This window comes from Antarcticimicrobium luteum (genome assembly GCF_004358185.1).
GTDB lineage: Bacteria > Pseudomonadota > Alphaproteobacteria > Rhodobacterales > Rhodobacteraceae > Antarcticimicrobium > Antarcticimicrobium luteum.
This window is the reverse complement of record NZ_SMUV01000064.1, coordinates 61,445-79,110: the sequence shown is the minus strand read 5'-3', so window position 1 is coordinate 79,110 and position 17,666 is coordinate 61,445. Positions and strand designations below refer to the sequence as shown.

The window sequence follows — 17,666 nt, the reverse complement described above, 5'->3', positions numbered from 1 at the left end:
GGTCGCCTACGCCTCCTGCGCCGCGGCCCCGTCCCAGGGACCGTAATATTTCAGAACCTCGGCGGGCGGGGTTAGCTTCGACCATTCCGCCACGAAGGCGTCATAGGGTTTGGCCCGCGCCAGACGCTGCTTGCGCACGGCCTCGCGGCGGGCGGCGGTCGCCTCGGCGTCCGCAAGCCCGGTGCGGTCGTCGATCGCAACCGCGTAGATGTCGCGTGCCGCCTGCGCCGAGCATCGCCCGCTGGACACGTCGCGGGCCACCGCCTCGGGCTCGCGCTGCAACGGATCGCCATAGCCCGCGCCGCCGGAGACCGGCGCATAGACGGTGTCCCCACCTTCGTAGAGGGCCGGCGGATGAGCAACACTGAGGAAATCGCGCGTGCCCTCCTCCGGCGTGCCGCCGGGGGTATAGAGATCCTCAAGACGGCGCGGCAGATCGCTGCCCCCCTGCGCCATCAGCGCATCGAGGTTGGAGCCGCGGACCGTCTGCACAAAGGCCGGCGGCGCCGCGCGTCCGCCGAAGACGCCCAGGGTCGCCGGAAAATGCGAGCCGAACCCCATCGAGCCCAGCGCCACCATCGGCACGCCGTGCACCTTCAGCCCCAGCCCGACGCCGGAGCCGCCCCGGTATTTCCCATGACCATAGGAATTGTTGAAAAAGTTGCGGAAAGTGTACAGAAACGGCCGCTCCGCCTCGGTCGTCTCGACATCGCCGCAATCGCTCATCGTGGCAAAAAAGGCGCCGGCCACGTCGACCCCATCGGCGCCGGGCCGGCCTCCGGACCCGGTGGCGTTGATTTCCGGCGTGATGTCCGCGATCGGTTCGCCCCACTGGTTGTAGCCGGCAAAAACCGTCACCGCGAAGCCGGTATACCAGGCCCCCACCGCCCGGCTGGGATCGGTGGCATAGGTCATCTTGGCCCCGGCCATGAACATGCCCTGGGCGAACGCCACCTGGGTGGCCGGCGCATAGGAGACCGGCACATCGCCCTGCGGGTTGACGAAACTGCCTTCGGGAAACTCCCACTCCACCGCTTCGAGCAGCCCGTTGTTGGCGGGAAGTTCGGGAAACAGCCAGCCGCAGGCATAGACCATCGCCATACCGATCAGCCCCTGGAAATAGGTGTTCATCGGCCGGTCGGGCAGCATCGGCGACGAGCCGTGGAGGATCAGCTTGATCCGGTCGCCCCGCTTCTCGATCGTCAGGTTGATCTTGAGCAGCGCGGCCTCGGGGCCGGTGGTGTCGATGAATCGCGGCTGGCGGTAAACGCCGTCGTTCAGCGTGGCGATCTTGGCGCGCGCCGCCTCACCGGTCTGTTTCAGGATGCGGCGCAGCCCGCCGACATAGAAATCCGCACCCATCTCGTCCATGAATTCATGCACCCGGCGTTCGGCAATCCGGCTGGCGGCGAGCCGCGCCTTGATGTCCAGGACCATGGTGCGCGGATCGCGCGTCGCGGTCGCGAGCAGGCCCAGAAGATCCTCTTTCAACTCGAAATTCTCGCCGATCTTGATCGGCGGGCACATCAGCCCTTCGTCATAGCGGGACCGCGCGCTGTTCACCATGCCGCCAGGCTCGGAGCCGCCGCATTCGCCGGTATGGACCGCAGCCCCGATGAAGCAGACCAGCTTGCCGTCGGCGAACACCGGCACGCAGAGGCCCATGTCGGCGTTATGCACGCCGCCGTAATAGGGGTCATTGTAGAAGAAGGCGTCGCCCTCTCTCAGGCCCACGGTGGGGTCGCCCGCCAGATGCTTGATCAGGTATTTCACCGGCAACTGGCTGAGAACGGCATGGTGATAGATGCCGGTGGCGCAGACCGCCAGATCGCCCTGCGCGGTATAGATGCCGAAAGCCACATCGCCCCAGCGCATGCCGGTCGAGGCGCCGAGTTTCATCGTGGTCTCTTTGCCCTCGAGCGCGATCATGTGCATCTTGTGGGTGAAGATCTCGTACTCCAGCGGGTCGAGCCCCTCCATCGTGCGCGCCTCCCAGTCGCTGGGCGGCTCGGGGCGCAGATGCTGTACGATCTCGGGATCGCGGCTGTATTTGATGGTGTTGAAAGCGTTCATGGTATCCTCCCTGCCGCCGCCCCGTCCCGCCGCAGCGGGACCGGGGGCGGATGTTGTCCTCAGCCGGCGTCAGCGGTGACGATGCCGTTGCGGAACTCGTTCATGCGATAGCTCCAGCCCGGTTCGATCACATAGGTGGTGTCGGGGGCCTCGATGATCGCCGGGCCGGTGATGGTGTCGCCGGGGTTAAGCGCGGCCCAATCATAGACCGGGGTGTCCACCATCCCCTGCGCCGGATCGAAACAGGCCGGGCGCGTGGCCGTAACCGGGGCCGGGCGTGCCGCCGCCTCGCCCGCCGCGATCAGCCTGCGCGGCTCTTGCCGAACCCGGGCGGTCACGAAAACCGCCTCGATATTGATCCCCCCGGAGGGGAAAGCGGCCTCGGGCGAATAGGTGGTGGCGTATTGCGCCTCGAACAGATCGCAGAGCGCCCTGGTGTCCTCGGCGCCCTCGAAGCCGAGCTTCGGCGCGGTCACCCGCGTCAGGTGGTATTGCGAGCCATAGCGCATGTCGTAATCGAGGGTGAAATCGACCCTGTCGCCGTCGAATCCCTCCAGCCTGAGGTCGCGCATGGCGCGGTCCTTCAACTCGTCGATCAGCGCGTTGAGCGGCGCCGGATCGGCCAGATAGGACTGGTCCATGAAGTTGAACACCTTGAAGCTGCGCGACTGTTCCCAGACCTGGCGGATCTCGATGCTCGACGCCCCGAACGCACCGGAGACCGAGGACATCGCCGGAACGATCACCGTGCCCGCGCCGATATGGCGGGCAAATCCGCAGGCGTGCCCGGCCCCGGCACCGCCGCAGGCAAAGACGACGAACTTGCGCGGGTTGTGGCCCTTGAGCGCCACCTCGTTGAACATCTCCTGTCCCATGCGCGCGTCGACCAGACGGCGGATGCGCCAGGCGGCCTCGAGGTTGGATATCCCCAGCGGCTGCGCGATCTTCTCGCCGATCACCTCTTCGGCGGCGTCCGGATCGAGCAGCATCGCGCCGCCCAGGTAGTTGTCGGGGTTGATATAGCCCAGCACCAGATCGGCATCGGTCACGGTCGGCTGGATGCCGCCCTGATCGTAGCAGGCCGGTCCGGGCACCGATCCCGCCGATTGCGGTCCAACCTCGAGCTGGCCGCCCATCGCCGCGTTGATCCAGGCGATGGATCCGCCGCCGGCGCCGATGGATTTCACCTCGATCGCCGGGATGTTGGTGCGCCAGCGGTCGATGACGGGAATGAAATCCTGCGCCTTGAGCCGGCCGCCCGCCAACACCCCGATATCGAAAGAGGTGCCGCCCATGTCGGCGAAAATGATGTTCTCGTGCCCCTCCTGCGCGCCGATCAGCGCGGCACCGTACATGCCCGCCACCGGCCCGGCGTTGTGGGTCAGCACCGCCCGGGTGCGCGACACCTTCTTGGAGCCCCCTGTATTGTGCACCAGGATCAGCGGCCGGCGGTAATTGGCGCGGCGCAGGTTGGTTGTCAGATCCCCCAGTTCCTGCGTCATCACCCCGTGGATATAGGCGTTGACCAGCGCGGTCATGGTGCGGGTGTATTCGCCGGCCTTGGGAGACACCTCGCTGGCCAGTGTCACCGGCATCGAACCGAGGAACTCTTCGGGGTATTCCTGTTCGATGATGCGGCGGACCTCGTGCTCATGCGCGGGGTTCAGGAACGACCACATCAGCGACACCACGATGCCCTGCACGCCCTGATCGACCAGTTTCTGCAACTGCTCGCGCAACTCGTCGGGGTCCAGCGGGCGCACTGCCGCGCCGTGGCAATCCATCCGCTCGCAAAGGCCCACGACCATCTCGGGCGGAACCAGCGGCGCGGGTTTGGCGATGGTGGCCATGTCGCGGATTTCATGGACCGCCATACCGTCCGCCCAGCTGCGGCTGCGGCCGATGAAGATGGTATCCTCGAACCCGGCTGTGGTGATCAGGCCCAGACGCGGCCCCTTGCGCTCGATCAACGCATTGGTGCCGATGGTGGTGGAATAGCGCAGCGCCTCCACATTGCCCAGAAACACCTCAGGCTCCTGCCCGGCACGCCGGCCAAGATCCTTGAGCCCGCGGATCAGCCCGACCGAAAGATCATAGTGGGTGGTCGGGGTCTTGGCGGTGATCAGGTTCCCGTCCGCGCCAATGGCGCAAAGATCGGTGAACGTGCCGCCGATATCGATGCCAACATCGAATGTCATGATTGTCTCCTCCTGTTGGACGCGCGGATCAGGCGCGGTCCCGTATCCCTTGGACCGTGTTGCGGACCGTTTCCGGATCCTGTGTCGCTGACAGCCCGGCGCGCCCCGACACGATAAGCGCGGCCCCCTCCCGCAGCGCCGCCGTCAGGGCGTCGTCAACCGAGCGGGCAAAGGTCTGGGCCGCGCTCCAGTCCGGCGCGATCCCGTGGGCGCGGCCGGTTCGCCCCGGGCTCAGCGCATCGCCAAAGTCCAGGTCCGGTGCCCCCGGGCCGGTCATGCCCGGCTGGGCGGGGGCCATGCCCTTGAGAATGTCGTAATGCTCCGCCAGCCGCTTGAGCGCGCCATAGATCCGGGCCAGCGCGCGGCTTTCGGCCTGGGGCGGGTCCGCCCGGGGATCCGCCAGCACGATGATGTCCGGGCGCAGCTTGGCGATGGCCTCGAATTCGGCGATCATCGCAGGTTTGACGACCTTGAGCGCCGCATCCAGATCGCCGCCGACCTCGAGCGCGCGGAACAATGGGCCGCGCAACTCGACCGCCGCGCCCAGACGGGCGGTGCGGGCGGCCGCGATGGCGCGCATCGCCGCATCGTGCAGGAAGCCGGCCGCGAAATCCGCCCCCTCGTCGGGGGCCAGCGCCGAGATCCAGACCGCATCCGCGTCGAGAAACCGTGCCGCCGACAGGCAGGCGTCGGCCAGACCCTGTGCGCTGCCGCGCAGATCCGAGGCCGCGCGCCCCTCCAGCCGGGCGCCGAGTCCGGCCGCCGAGGGCATCAGGATCGGGGCCGGCCAGGCGGTTTCGTGCCGCAGGGCCGCGATCGCCTCCGCCCCGCTCATGGCGCGGTGTCCGCCGCGTGGCGCGCCTTGAGCGCGTCGATGTCGAGGTCGATGTCATGGGTCAGCGGATGGCCCGGCGGCAGATATTCGTTTTCCAGGACCGTGCCGCAATTGGGACAGTAGAATTCGACCAGCCGGCAGAAATCCGGATTGGGCATGAAGCTGAAGGCAGCCCCTTCCAGCAATGGCGGATGCGCCTCTTCCATCGGCACTTCAGCCACGAGGCACCCGGTCTTGTAGTTTTCCCGCGCCTTGGCGAGCCGGTGATTGCAAGCGACGCAACACCACTCCTCGCGGGCCAGATCGATGCAGAGGTTCTCGGTGATCCGAACGGTCATGACTCAGCCCTCCGTCAGCATGAGATTGGAATATCGGTCGACCGCGGCGCTCCAGCCCGGCGCGACCCACACGGTGGTCTTGGAGCTTTCCAGAAGGGCCGGCCCGGTCAGGGCCTGGCCCGGCACCATCCGCTCCAGGTCAAAGACCCGCACCTCGTGGGGGGCGGCGCCCCCCTCGGTGACCACCTCCCGGACGCCGAGCCGGGCGGTCTCCGAGGCAGCCGGGGTTAAGGGCTGTTCCTCGAACCGGAAATGCGGAACCGGGGCCGAGACGAAGAGGCCCACCGCACCCAGCGCGACCGCGTCGGGCACATCGCGGCGGATCGCCTCGTGCAGCGTCTGCCGCGCCTCGGCGGACAGGGGGTTGACGACATCGACTCGCACGCGCCCCTCGGATCCGTCCTCCCGGCTCAGAATGGCGTCCATCTGCCAGGACAGGCTGGCCGTATCGAAACCTTCGCCGCGCATGTCGCGCAGGGCCGCGCCCTGCATGTCGCGCAGAACGCCCTCGACGGTTTCGGGCAATGCCTGATCGTCGGGACGCATATCTACCGCCCGCAAATAGCTGTGCCCCACGTCCATCAGAGACGAGGAAAACGCCGAGAACACCGCCGAGTAGGGCGTGACCACGATCCGTTTCAGACCCGCCGCCTCGGCAACCCGGCAGGCATGCAGCGGCCCGGCGCCGCCATAGACGGTCAGCAGCGGACTGTCGCCGACCGCCTGCTGCCTCAGCGCGCCGATGGCCCGGCCCACCTCCTGATCGACGCGGGAGATCACGGCGAGCGCCGCCGCCTCCACCGAGAGGCCCAGCGGCTCGGCCAGCGCGCGCGTTATTGCCGCCCGGGCCTTGTCAGTGTCGAGTTGGCGCGCGCCGCCCAGAAAGTTGTCGGGGTCGATCCGGCCCAGCACCAGATTGGCGTCGGTCACGGTGGGTTCGGTCCCGCCAAGCCCGAAACAGGCCGGCCCCGGCACCGCGCCCGCCGAACGCGGGCCGACGAAAAGCGCGCCGTCCCTGACCCCGGCGATGGAGCCGCCGCCAACGCCCAGCGCCGAAACCTCGGTCATCGGCACATTGGTGCGATAGCCTTCGATCTGAGGCCGCAGGGCAACGTTGAGCCACCCGTCGCTGACCAGCCCGATATCGAAGGAGGTGCCGCCCATATCGGCCGAGATCACATCGGCCTCGCCATAAAGCGCGGCAATCGCGCGGGCGCCCACCAGGCCCGCGGCCGGGCCGGAGTTATAGGTGCTGATCGCGCGCGTCTTGGCCACCCGCGCCACCGCGCCGTCGTTATGGCCGATCAGGAACGGCCCGCGATAACGCAGCCCGCGCAGCTCCTGCTCGGCCTTGTAAAGGAGCCGCGCCAGACGGCTGTGGGAATAGGCAGAGACCACCGCGCTGTTGATCCGCTCGCCATAGCCATCGCGCACGGTGATGTCAGACGACAGGAAGACCGGGATCGAACCCAGGAAATCGCGCGGGTATTCACGCTTGATGGTCTCACGCACCGCACGTTCGCGGGCGGGGTCGGCGCCGCTGCCCTCCAGCGCCACGACCAGGCATTGGGCGCCGGCGTCGATCAGCGCCTGCGCCTGGGTCAGAACCTGATCCATCGGCAGATCCGGCGCAATCTCGACCAGCATGTCCGGGTCGATGAGACCGCGTCCCGCCTCCCCCGCCAGCGGCGCCAGCGCCCCGCCGTCCCGCGAGAGGATCAGACCGATCCTGGCGCCGCTGCGCTCGATCAGCGCGTTGGTGCCGACGGTGCTGGCGAAGCGGATCACATCGGTCCGCTCGAGAAACCCCTCGACGGACAGTTTCACGGCCTCGGCTCCGGCCCGGACGCAGTTCAGAAAACATTCGGTCAGGTCATGCGGGGTGGTCGGTGTCTTGACCGCCCAGGCCCCTCCCTGCCCGGCAACGAAGCCATCGGTGAACGTGCCCCCGGTGTCGATATCTATGGTGTAACCCAATTCTTCCTCCCTTCTGCGCGGATGCTCCGCCCAGTTCGTTTCGGCCCGGCTGTGACCTGTGTCTAAGCGTCGTGGCAGGCGCCACGCAGGACGAATTCCAGCACGTCCTGATGAATTGTCTCCACGTCCAGCGGGCCATCGGAGCGGTACCAGCGCAGGTACCAGTTGATGACGCCGAGAATGTTGAAGACGGTGATTTTCACATGTTCGGAATGCAGCGCGCCCTCGGCGCTGAGCCGTTCCAGAATGCCCGAATAGATGCTCAGGATGTCGCGCTGGATCTCGACAGTGTCATGACCGATCCCGGCCTCCAGCTGCCCCTCCTGGACCAGCAGCATCAACAACTCTCTCTGGTGGTCGATGGCCACGCGAAGATGCGCGCGCACCACCGCCTCAAGCTGGGCGCGCGGCGCGGTTTCGCCGGCCTCGGCCTGGCGCAGGACGTTCGGTAATTCGCTGACCGACCGCTTCAGGATTTCGCGCCAGAGCCCCTCTTTGCTGCCGAAATGGTAGTAGATATTCGACAGGCTGACGCCGTGAACCTTGGCGATGTCCCGGATCGAGGTTCCGCTGAATCCCTTTTCCGAAAAGATGTCGAGCGCCGTCGACAAAAGGCCTTCGCGCATATCCGCCTGGCTGGTCATTTCCGGTCCTCCTCCTGAACGCCGAAAAGAATCAATCGAACGTTCGATCTAAATTCACCACAACAAATACCACCTGTCAATCGACATTCACGCAACTTTCGTTCCCACCGCGAAGCTTCGCCGCTATCTCATTGGTTCGTGTGAATTTATCCGGGCAGCCCAGCCACCGAAGGCGCTGCACCTCTGGGGCGAAACGGTGGGTCCCGCCCCGCGTCTCGCGATCCGGCAACCTCACCCGGAATAGGATCGGCACAGATGATCATGCCCGTTTCGGGCATAGCGCCGGCCTCGGCGTCGTGGCCGTCACCACGATCCGTCAGATCGGCCATGTTCCGGCCCTACCGCAGCTCTGAATGATCGCGGGGCTCTCGGCGAGATCTGTTGCGGACCGTCACGGACGCCGCATCTGAGTCCCGGGCGCGGCAGGCGCGCCCGGACGTCATGTTCGGGACAAGGTTCGGGGTTTCCCCCGGCTCAGGGCCATTTGGCCAGCGGCGGCAGGCTCATCAGAACGGCATTGGCGTCGTGGCCGGTCTCCAGCCCGAACTTGGTACCGCGGTCGTAGACCAGGTTGTACTCGGCATAGAGGCCGCGGTGGATCAGCTGGGTGTCGCGGTCGGCCTCGGTGAAGCTCTGCCCCCGGCGTTTCTCGACCAGCGGCACGAAGGCGGGCACAAAGGCGCGGCCGATGTCCTGGGTCAGCGCGAAATCGGCCGGCCAGTCGTCGGTGCAGTAATCGTCCATGAAGATGCCCCCCACCCCGCGGGCGCGGTGGCGGTGGGGAATATAGAAATATTCGTCCGCCCAATCCTTGAGCCGCGGGTAATGCGCCGCCCCATGGGGGTCGAGGTGGGCCTTTTGCACCCCGTGGAAATGGGCGGTGTCCTCATCATATTCGATGCAGGGGTTAAGGTCGGAGCCGCCGCCGAACCACCAGGCGTGCGGGGTCCAGAACATCCGGGTATTCATATGGACAGCAGGGACGTGCGGGTTCTGCATATGGGCGACCAGGCTGATGCCAGAGGCCCAGAAGCGCGGGTCGTCCTTCATCCCCGGCAGGCCCTTGCGCGCCATCATGGCGGCCTGGGCACGTTCGCCCAATTGCCCGTAGACGGTCGAGACATTGACGCCGACCTTTTCGAACACCCGGCCGCCGCGCATCACGCTCATCAGCCCGCCACCGGCGTCGGAGCCGTCGTCAGAGGCACGTCTGGTTTCACTCACCTCGAAACGGCCGGGGGCGGCGGCATCGGAGAGCGGGCCCTCGCCGTGGCTGTCCTCCAGCGCCTCGAAGGCGGCAACGATCCGGTCGCGAAGCGTGCGGAACCAGGCCGATGCGGTGGCTTTTTCGGTGTCGAAATCGGTGGTCATCTTGGGCATCTCCGGGGCTATCGGTTCTGGGGCGCCAATCTAACCGGGATGGCGGCGGGGGCCAGCGGTTTTCCGGGGGTCTGCGATTTGACGCAGGGGCGGACGGACTCGCGTGCCCTGCCGCGGCGTCGCCGGTTCGGCGCTGAAACGTGCCGCCCGAGGTTTTCCCGGGCGCGCGCCCGGGAAAACCTCAGTGCGCCGGGGCGGCCACCGGGTCAAGCAGGGTGCGGCCGCCGTCCAGCGTAAGGATCTGGCCGGTCATGAAACCGGCGGCGTCGGAGGCCAGGAACTGGGCCGCATCGGCCAGTTCAGTCGGGGCGGCGATACGGGCGAGCGGCGTGTGATCCTCGATGTCCTGGCGAAAGGCGCGGTTTTCCTTAAGCGTGGATTTGAGCGAGGCGCTCATCACCGAGCCGATGGCCACCGCATTGACCCGGATCCGGTGCGGCGCCAGCGCCACGGCGAGCGAGCGGGTCATCTGGTCGAGCGCAGCGGTCGACACCGAGTAGGCCATCAGGTCCGGGTGGGTGCGGCGCGCGGCGATCGAACTGAGGTTGATGATGGCCCCGGCGCTGGCCCCCTCTTCGCGGTCCTCGGCCTGCCGGATCATGCGCTTGGCCACCATCTGGCTGAGCCGCAGCGCCGGCATCAGGTTCTGATTCAGAAGCGCGGCGACCGACTCGTCGTCCGGGTCCAGCGGATCCGAGGGGATCACCTGGCGGGCGCCGTTGACCAGAATATCGACCTGATCGAAGGCATCCAGCGTAGCCGAGAGCAGGTTGGCGATGGTCAGCCGCTCACGCAGGTCGCCGGCGAAATAGCGGACGTTGCTGTCCTCGGCCTGTTCGCCGAGTTCGTCGATCAGCCTGGCCTCGTCCATGTCGGCAAACATGACGTTGGCACCCTTGCGGGCGAACTGGCGGCCGATCGCCAGGCCGATGCCGTTGGCGGCGCCGGTGACGATGGCGGTCTTGCCGGCGATGGAAAAAGACATGGGATCTCTCCTAGCGGAATGGGGTCAGCCACGCACGCGGCGGGGCCGGGCCGCGCGCAGCACCTTGAACCGGCCGTCGCCGGCGACCTCCTGGGTCTCGGTGAAACCGGCCTCGAGCGCGGCCTCATAAGGCAGGTGCCGGTTGGCCACCAGCCAGAGTTGGCCCTGCGGGCCGAGCAGGCGCGCGGCGGCCTGGATAAAGCTTTGCCCCAGCGAGGGGTCGGCGGCGCGGCCGGTGTGGAAAGGCGGGTTCGTGACCACAGCGTCGAGCGGACCGGCGGCGCGGAACAGCGCGGCATCGACCCAGTGGAATCGCGCGCGGGGATCGCGGACATTCTCCATCGCGCAGGTGAGCGCGATGCGGTCCGCCTCGATCAGGTCGAGCGATTCGAGCCGGTCGTCGGCCAGCAGCCGCGTGGCGAGATAGCCCCACCCGGCGCCCAGATCCGCAACGTGGGCGCCGAGATGCCTGGGCAGCGCCTGCGCCAGCATTTCCGAGGCCGGGTCGATCCCGTCGGCTGAAAACACGCCAGGCGCGGTGACAAACCCGCCCACGCGCTGGGTATCCGCTTCGGCCCAGTCCGCAAAGGCGGACGCGTCGAATCCCGCCGCGTCGGTCCGGAACCAGAAAATCCGGCCATGCGATTTCGATAGCGCCCCGTCGAGCGGCACCCGCTTGCGCACCTCGCGCATCAGGCTGTCGGCGCCATCGGTCTTGGCACCATCGACGATCACCACCCCATCGGTCTGCCGCGCCGCCTGGGCGATCAGAGCCTGCGCCTGCCGCTTGGCCCGCGGCAGGCACACAAGGGCGGCGGCAAAGCGGTGTGCCCCGGGCGCCATCCAGGCGACATTGGGAAAACCGCTGGCGGTCAGAAAATCATGATCGGGACGGAACGGCTGAATCAACAGGGTACGTTCCCGCGGCAGCGCAGCCAGATCGGCACCGGCGCGCGGATGCAGCACCAGGATCGGGCCGCTGGCCGGAAGGGTCAGCCCCTCCTGCTCGATGGCGAGTGACAGGCGCGCGGACAAAGCGCTTCCCTATTCCTCTTTTTCCATGGTGCATTGCAGCGGATGCTGATGCCGCCGGGCGAAATCCATCACCTGCCCCACCTTGGTTTCGGCGATCTCGTGGCTGAACACGCCAACCACGGCGACGCCCTTTTTATGCACGGTCAGCATAATCTCAAACGCCTGGGCGTGGGTCATGAAAAAGAACCGCTCCAGCACGTGCACGACGAATTCCATCGGCGTATAGTCGTCGTTGAGCAGCAGAACCTTGTAAAGCGGCGGCCGCTTAGTCTTGGGCCGGGTCTTGAGCAGGGTCGACGCCTCGCCTCCGCCGTCCGGCTTGTCGGTCATCATCAATGGCTGTAGCAGCATCAAGAGGCTTCTCGTCCGGTTACGGTCATGCGGTGATTGTCAGCGCTCTTATATAACGTTCCGGCGGGTTTAGAAAAGGGATAGCGAACAGACAAGCCATGATGCGCAAACTGACCCTTGTCGGATTCGACGCCGATGACACGCTTTGGCACAATGAGCGGTTCTTTCAGCTGACCCAGAACCGCTTTGCCGAATTGCTGGCCGACTATGCCGAACCCGGGCATCTGTCGGCGCGGCTGCTGGCGGCCGAGCGGCGCAACATCGGGCGCTATGGCTATGGCATCAAGGGCTTCACGCTGTCGATGATCGAGACCGCCATCGAAGTGACCGAGGATCGGGTCCCGGCCCGCATCATTCGTCAGCTGATCGGCGCGGGCCAGGACATGCTGGCCCATCCGATCGAATTGTTACCCCATGCGCGGGCGACGGTGGAGGCGGTGACCGAGACTCATCGCGTGGTATTGATCACCAAGGGCGATCTGCTGGACCAGGAGCGAAAGCTGGCGCAGTCGGGGCTGGGCGATCTGTTCGACGGGGTCGAGATCGTGTCGGAAAAGACCCAGGCGGTCTATCAGGAGATCTTTGCGCGGCACGGCGCCGGGGCGGCGCAGGCGATGATGGTGGGCAATTCCATGCGCTCGGACGTGGTGCCGGCGATCGAGGCGGGGGGCTGGGGCGTGCATGTGCCGCATGACCTGCAGTGGGATCTGGAACACGCCGAGGCGCCCGAACAGGCGCCGCGATACCGCAGCATCGGGGATCTGGGCGCGCTGCCCGGCCTGGTGGCACGGATCGAGGCCGGCTGAGGTCGCCGCCGCGCATCGATTCCGCGGCCTTGGTTTTGCCTCAATCCCTGGTATTGCGGGCAGACTCCTTCCGACCTCAAGATGTTGGAATTCCGCCGGGGACGAAATTAAGAATTCCTCGCAACCACTGGGTTTATTTTGATTATTCCCTGTGTTAGCCTTGGCTCAACAAATCAAGAATATGCGCCCGGACAACCGGGGGCGACGAGGCAGACAGAGGCAATATCGTGCAGGTCCGGCGTATCCGTCCGGCCCGTTCCGGGCCGAGTCATTTTCCAGCGAACCCGGCGCCCGCGCTATGGGCGCTGGTTCTGGTCGCCCTGATGGTGGGGCTGACCGCAGCGCCGGCCCGCGCCGCGCCGTATGCGGCCATGGTGATGGACGCGCGCACCGGCGAGGTGCTGCATGCGCGCAATGCCGACACCCGGCTGCATCCCGCCTCGCTCACCAAGATGATGACGCTCTACATCGCCTTCGAGGCGGTGCGGAACGGCGAGATCAGCATGGATACCATGGTGCGGGTGTCGCAGAACGCCGCCGCGGAACCGCCTTCGAAACTGGGTCTGAAGGCGGGACAGAAAATCGCCCTGCGCTATCTGGTGCGGGCGGCGGCGGTGAAATCGGCCAATGATGCGGCCACCGCCATCGGCGAGGCGATCAGCGGATCGGAGGCCGCCTTTGCGCGGCGGATGACGCGCACCGCCAAGGCGCTGGGGATGACGCGCACCACCTTTCGGAACGCCCACGGGCTGACCGAAAACGGTCATCTGTCGACGGCGCATGACATGACCATCCTGGGGCGGCATCTGCTGTACGATTTCCCGGAATACTACAATCTGTTCTCGCGCAAAAGCACCAGCGCCGGAATCAAGACGGTGACCTCGCACAACCGCATCCTGAACACCTACAAGGGGGCTGACGGGATCAAGACCGGCTATACCCGCGCCGCCGGCTTCAACCTGGTGGCCTCGGCCCAGCGCGGCGACGAGCGGGTGATCGCCACGGTGTTCGGCGGCAAATCCTCGTCCTCGCGCAATGCCAAGGTGGCCGAGCTTCTGGATCTGGGTTTCCAGCGCGCCCCGTCGCGGGCGCCGGTGCGCAAGCCGCCTCCGCCAGCCTATGCAGCCAATGTGGAAGAGGGTGCTCCGACGGGCCGTATGGTCCGCCTGGTGGGCGCCGTGACCTCCAGCCCGCGGCCGATGGCCCGGCCCGGCGACGGCGCGGTCCTGATCGCCAAGGTCGACGATGCCGATGCCGCGGTGATCGCTGCGGCGGTTGCCGAGGCGATGGCGACCGCGGTGCCGCTCTCTGAGACCGTGGAAACAACCGCGATCGAAACGGCGGCGGTGACGGAGACCGCGACCGGGGCGGACAGGGTGTCGAACACGACGGTGGCGCCCGTCGAGGTGCCCCGCCCGGCGCTGCGTCCCCAGGATCTGGTGGAGGATCTGGTCGAGGTCTCGCAACCGGTGCCGGAGGAGGATCAGGAGATTGTCACCCGGCTGTCGACCTCGGGTGAACGGCACTGGGGCATCAACGTGGGCCGTTATACCAGCCGGTATCAGGCCGAAAAGACACTGTTGCGCACGGCCCTGTCGGAGATGGAGACGCTGGACGGCACCCTGCGCAAGGTGGTGCGCAGCAAGAAGGGGTTCGATGCCAACTTCATGGGCATGACCGAAGAGACCGCCGATCTGGCCTGCCGCCGGCTGATGGCGCGCAACGTGACCTGCAACGTTCTGGGGCCGTCCTCCTGAGACGCCTGGAGCGTGAGATCGGGGAAAGGCGGGGCTTTGGGGCCGCGCCTTTCTCACTTCAAAGCCTCATCTGAAAACCCGCAGTATCGTGCTGAGCCGACCTTGTGGCCGGATCCCGCGGCCGCCACGTCAGCGCCGGCTGGTTCGATCGCCGGGCCTGGTCTGTTGCTCTGCCGCTATTGTGCGGGTTCTTCGTCCGATTCATTCCGGAACCGGCCGATCCATTTGCGCAGGGAGAACATGTCGAAATAGATCGACAGCAGCGATGGGAACACCAGCACCACCAGCACCATCGAGGCCAGCAACCCGAAGGCGACCGAGACGACCAGTGGCACCATCGTCTGCACCTGCGGACTGGTGTCGAACATGATCGGCACCAGCCCGGCAAAGGTGGTGGAGGTCGACAGCAGGATCGGCCGGAACCGGTCGCGCACCGCGTTGAGCGAGGCCGAGACATAGTCGTCCCCCTCCAGATGGGTCTGGAAGAAGGTCAGGAACAGGATCGCGTTGTTGACCACGATTCCCGACAGCGAGGCAAAGCCGATCATCGAGGGCATCGACATATCGAGCCCCAGCGCCAGATGGCCCAGCACCGTGCCGATCAGCGCGAAGGGGATCGACAGCATCACCACCAGCGGCAGGGAATAAGAGCGGAACTGGAACGCCAGCACCAGATAGACCCCGACCAGTCCCAGCAGCAGCGAGCGCATCATCGATTGCTGCGATTTCTGCTGTTCCTCCGTGGCGCCGCCGATGCGAACGGAAATGCCGGGATACTCCGCCTCAAGCTGCGGCGCGATCTGGGTCAGCGCGACGCCCGATATCCGCGACGAGGTGGTGGCGCTGCGGTCGATCTTGCCCTCGATCCGGGCGGTGATCTGGCCGTCCTTTCGCGTGATCGAGGGGTAGCTGACGCTGTGGGTGAAGGCCGCAACACCGGCCAGCGAGACCTGCGCGCCGCTGGGCAGGATGATGGGAAACCGCTCCAGCTCGCCCAGGGTGGGGACGGTGTCGCCCAGTTCGATCCGGACGGTCATGGTGGAAAAACCCACACGGAAACTGTCGACCTCGGCTCCGGCAAAGGCGTTGCGCAGCTGCGCCGCGAGGTTTTGCGGGGTGAGCCCGACGGAATAGCCGAACGGCGTCAGCGCCATCTGCACCTCGCGCCGCCCGCCCTGCAGGTCGACAAAGGCCTCGGTCACGTCGGCGCGGGACACCAGCGCCACCAGCATCTCGTTGGCGGCGGCCTCGACCACCTCCAGATCATGGCCCAGAATCTCCACGTCCAGATCGGCGCCACCGGGGCCACGCTCGGCCTGCGAGAAGCTACCCTGCACCAGGTCCGGGATAGGCCCGGTTTCGGCCCGCCAGAGCGCCAGAACCTCGTCGGCGGTGACGTTGCGCCGGGCGCTTTCGAGCAGATCGACGGTGATCGTTGCGGTGTTGGAGCCGTTGGCGGTGACGTCGCTGTTGACGGCGTATTGCACCAGCACCCGCTGTACCAGCGGCGCGGCGCCCTCAGTTCCCGGGGTGAGCTGCGCATCGAGACGGCCCAGCGCGGCGACGATGCGCCCCACCTCGGCGACGGTGCGGCCGCGCTCGATGCCGGGGGTCAGCGCGACGCGCGCGATCACCGTGTCACTTTCGGTGGTCGGAAAGCCGATCACCTTGACCGAACCCGACGCGATCAGCCCCACGGTCAGGATCAGCGCCGCGATCACCGTGCCGAAAGTCAGGTAGCGCACCCGCACCAGCCGTGTCGCCATCGGCAGCAGAACTCCGTCCTTGAAGCGGTTCAGTACCCGGTTGGCGCGGCGCTCGCGCGGGACGGCATCGCCCTTGCCGCCATGGCTGAGGTGGTGGGGCAGGATCAGGAAGCCCTCGACCAGCGACAGCGTCAGCGTCAGCAGCAGCACCATCGGGATGAATTTCAGGATCTGTCCGAAATCGCCGGTGAGAAACATCAGCGGGCCGAACACGCAGGCGGTGGTCAGGAAGGAGGAGACGACGCCGGGCATCACCTCCATCGCGCCGCGGGCGGCGGCCTCGAGCCGGCCGACCTTGCCGCGCCATTTGTCAATATTCTCGGCGATGACGATCGAATCGTCCATGATCACGCCCACCGCCATCAGCAGCGCCACCAGTGTGATCATGTTGATGGTGATGCCCAGCACGCTCATCAGGAACAGCCCGCCGAGGAATGAGACCGGCAGCGAGGCCGAGATCCACAGAGATTCGCGCATCGAAAAGAACAGCCACATGGTGCCGAACACCAGCACCAGACCCATGGCGATATTCTGCAGGATGAGGTTGAGCCGTTCTTTGACCACGTCGGTGCGGTTGTTGATCACGGTCAGGCGGAACGGATCGGGATAGCGCGCCTGTTCGGCGGTCAGCAGGGCGTCGACGGTCTGAAAGACGCGGATGCTGTCGTCGTCCTTGGATTTGTAGATCGAGATGATCGCGGCCTGGTCGCCGTCGACGAACGATTGCACGTTCTCGTCGCTGTCGACCGCGACCACCCGGGCCAGATCGCGCAGCAGCACCACGCCGCCGCCGGCGTTCTGGAGCACGATCAGATCCTCAAGCTCGGTCACCGTGCGGCGCACATCGGAGTAGCGCAACACAAAACTGGTATCGCCCATCAGGACATCGCCCAGCGGCTGCCGCAGGCTGCGCGTCTCGATCGCGTTCAGCAGGTCGCTGGCAGAAAGGCCGTAACGGCGCAGCGCCTGCTGATCGAACACCACACGCAACTCGCGGCCCGAGATGCCGGAGACGACCGCCTGCGCCACACCGCCCAGGGCGAGCAGCCGGTCAGCGAGCTGGTCGGTGTATTCGATCAGCCCCTGTTTGCCGGTCACGCCGGAGACGGCGATCAGCGCCACAAGGTCGGTCTGGCCCTGAACCTCGACGGTGGGCGCCTCGGCGGCATCGGGGAAATCGGTGATACCCGAAACCGCCGAGAAGATGTCATTGAAGAACTGGATGATGTCGCCGCCCTCGTCCAGCTCGGCGGTGGCGCTGGCGCGGCCGTCGACCGAAACGCAGTCAAACTCGGCCAGGCTGGTGACGCCGGTGACGGCATCCTCCAGCGGGATGCAGATTTCCTCGTCGACGTCGCGCGCCGAGGCGCCGGGATAGACCACGCCGACACTGACGGTCGATGCGGCGAATTCGGGGAAGGTCTCGCGCTCGATCCCGGTGGCCACGGCGATGCCGAGGATACAGACCAGCCCCATCAGCAGGTTGGCCGCGACCGGATGGCGGACAAAATAGCCGATCAT

General features: G+C 66.4%; 13 protein-coding genes. 2 read left to right on the top strand and 11 right to left on the bottom strand.

What is annotated here, in order from left to right:
- Nucleotides 1-6 precede the first annotated feature (6 nt).
- The 10 genes from E1832_RS10505 to clpS form a co-directional block, all read right to left on the bottom strand.
- Complete coding sequence (locus E1832_RS10505; protein ID WP_133359708.1) at nucleotides 7-2,073, bottom strand: hydantoinase B/oxoprolinase family protein; 2,067 nt, start codon at nucleotides 2,071-2,073, stop codon at nucleotides 7-9.
- A 59-nt stretch (nucleotides 2,074-2,132) separates the two neighbouring features.
- On the bottom strand, nucleotides 2,133-4,271 hold the full coding sequence (locus E1832_RS10500) for a hydantoinase/oxoprolinase family protein (RefSeq protein ID WP_133359707.1): 2,139 nt from the start codon (nucleotides 4,269-4,271) through the stop codon (nucleotides 2,133-2,135).
- A 28-nt stretch (nucleotides 4,272-4,299) separates the two neighbouring features.
- The gene (locus E1832_RS10495; protein ID WP_133359706.1) at nucleotides 4,300-5,106 is read right to left on the bottom strand and encodes a hypothetical protein; all 807 of its coding nucleotides are present in this window, start codon (nucleotides 5,104-5,106) and stop codon (nucleotides 4,300-4,302) included.
- Complete coding sequence (locus E1832_RS10490) at nucleotides 5,103-5,444, bottom strand: acetone carboxylase subunit gamma (protein ID WP_133359705.1); 342 nt, start codon at nucleotides 5,442-5,444, stop codon at nucleotides 5,103-5,105. The genes E1832_RS10495 and E1832_RS10490 overlap by 4 nt, the downstream gene beginning before the upstream one ends.
- Before the next feature lie 3 nt (nucleotides 5,445-5,447).
- Nucleotides 5,448-7,421, bottom strand: a complete 1,974-nt coding sequence (locus tag E1832_RS10485; RefSeq protein ID WP_133359704.1) for a hydantoinase/oxoprolinase family protein — start codon at nucleotides 7,419-7,421, stop codon at nucleotides 5,448-5,450.
- A gap of 62 nt (nucleotides 7,422-7,483) precedes the next feature.
- A complete protein-coding gene (locus tag E1832_RS10480) occupies nucleotides 7,484-8,065 on the bottom strand; it encodes a TetR/AcrR family transcriptional regulator (RefSeq protein WP_133359703.1) in 582 nt (193 codons plus the stop codon).
- Nucleotides 8,066-8,539: 474 nt separating this feature from the next.
- Nucleotides 8,540-9,436, bottom strand: a complete 897-nt coding sequence (hemF, locus tag E1832_RS10475; RefSeq protein WP_133359702.1) for an oxygen-dependent coproporphyrinogen oxidase — start codon at nucleotides 9,434-9,436, stop codon at nucleotides 8,540-8,542.
- 190 nt (nucleotides 9,437-9,626) lie between these two features.
- Nucleotides 9,627-10,430: an SDR family NAD(P)-dependent oxidoreductase gene (locus tag E1832_RS10470; RefSeq protein ID WP_133359701.1), complete on the bottom strand. Its 804-nt coding sequence runs from the start codon at nucleotides 10,428-10,430 to the stop codon at nucleotides 9,627-9,629.
- Between the two features lie 24 nt (nucleotides 10,431-10,454).
- On the bottom strand, nucleotides 10,455-11,465 hold the full coding sequence (locus tag E1832_RS10465; RefSeq protein WP_133359700.1) for a class I SAM-dependent methyltransferase: 1,011 nt from the start codon (nucleotides 11,463-11,465) through the stop codon (nucleotides 10,455-10,457).
- A gap of 9 nt (nucleotides 11,466-11,474) precedes the next feature.
- On the bottom strand, nucleotides 11,475-11,816 hold the full coding sequence (gene clpS / locus E1832_RS10460; RefSeq protein WP_133359699.1) for an ATP-dependent Clp protease adapter ClpS: 342 nt from the start codon (nucleotides 11,814-11,816) through the stop codon (nucleotides 11,475-11,477).
- Nucleotides 11,817-11,914: 98 nt separating this feature from the next.
- Here clpS and E1832_RS10455 point away from each other — a divergent pair, with 98 nt between their 5' ends.
- Complete coding sequence (locus tag E1832_RS10455) at nucleotides 11,915-12,622, top strand: HAD family hydrolase (RefSeq protein WP_133359698.1); 708 nt, start codon at nucleotides 11,915-11,917, stop codon at nucleotides 12,620-12,622.
- 227 nt (nucleotides 12,623-12,849) lie between these two features.
- Complete coding sequence (locus tag E1832_RS10450; protein WP_425358967.1) at nucleotides 12,850-14,379, top strand: D-alanyl-D-alanine carboxypeptidase family protein; 1,530 nt, start codon at nucleotides 12,850-12,852, stop codon at nucleotides 14,377-14,379.
- A 176-nt stretch (nucleotides 14,380-14,555) separates the two neighbouring features.
- On the opposite strand, the gene E1832_RS10445 is transcribed toward E1832_RS10450, so the two are convergent.
- A complete protein-coding gene (locus E1832_RS10445) occupies nucleotides 14,556-17,666 on the bottom strand; it encodes an efflux RND transporter permease subunit (RefSeq protein ID WP_133359696.1) in 3,111 nt (1,036 codons plus the stop codon).

Excerpts from the sequence above, each read along its gene's own strand:
- E1832_RS10490 (WP_133359705.1), bottom strand. The coding sequence starts at position 5,444 with ATGACCGTTCGGATCACCGAGAACCTCTGCATCGATCTGGCCCGCGAG.
- E1832_RS10455 (WP_133359698.1), top strand. The coding sequence starts at position 11,915 with ATGATGCGCAAACTGACCCTTGTCGGATTCGACGCCGATGACACGCTT.
- clpS (WP_133359699.1), bottom strand. The coding sequence starts at position 11,816 with ATGCTGCTACAGCCATTGATGATGACCGACAAGCCGGACGGCGGAGGC.
- E1832_RS10445 (WP_133359696.1), bottom strand. The coding sequence starts at position 17,666 with ATGATCGGCTATTTTGTCCGCCATCCGGTCGCGGCCAACCTGCTGATG.
- E1832_RS10480 (WP_133359703.1), bottom strand. The coding sequence starts at position 8,065 with ATGACCAGCCAGGCGGATATGCGCGAAGGCCTTTTGTCGACGGCGCTC.
- E1832_RS10470 (WP_133359701.1), bottom strand. The coding sequence starts at position 10,430 with ATGTCTTTTTCCATCGCCGGCAAGACCGCCATCGTCACCGGCGCCGCC.
- E1832_RS10500 (WP_133359707.1), bottom strand. The coding sequence starts at position 4,271 with ATGACATTCGATGTTGGCATCGATATCGGCGGCACGTTCACCGATCTT.
- E1832_RS10495 (WP_133359706.1), bottom strand. The coding sequence starts at position 5,106 with ATGAGCGGGGCGGAGGCGATCGCGGCCCTGCGGCACGAAACCGCCTGG.
- E1832_RS10505 (WP_133359708.1), bottom strand. The coding sequence starts at position 2,073 with ATGAACGCTTTCAACACCATCAAATACAGCCGCGATCCCGAGATCGTA.
- hemF (WP_133359702.1), bottom strand. The coding sequence starts at position 9,436 with ATGACCACCGATTTCGACACCGAAAAAGCCACCGCATCGGCCTGGTTC.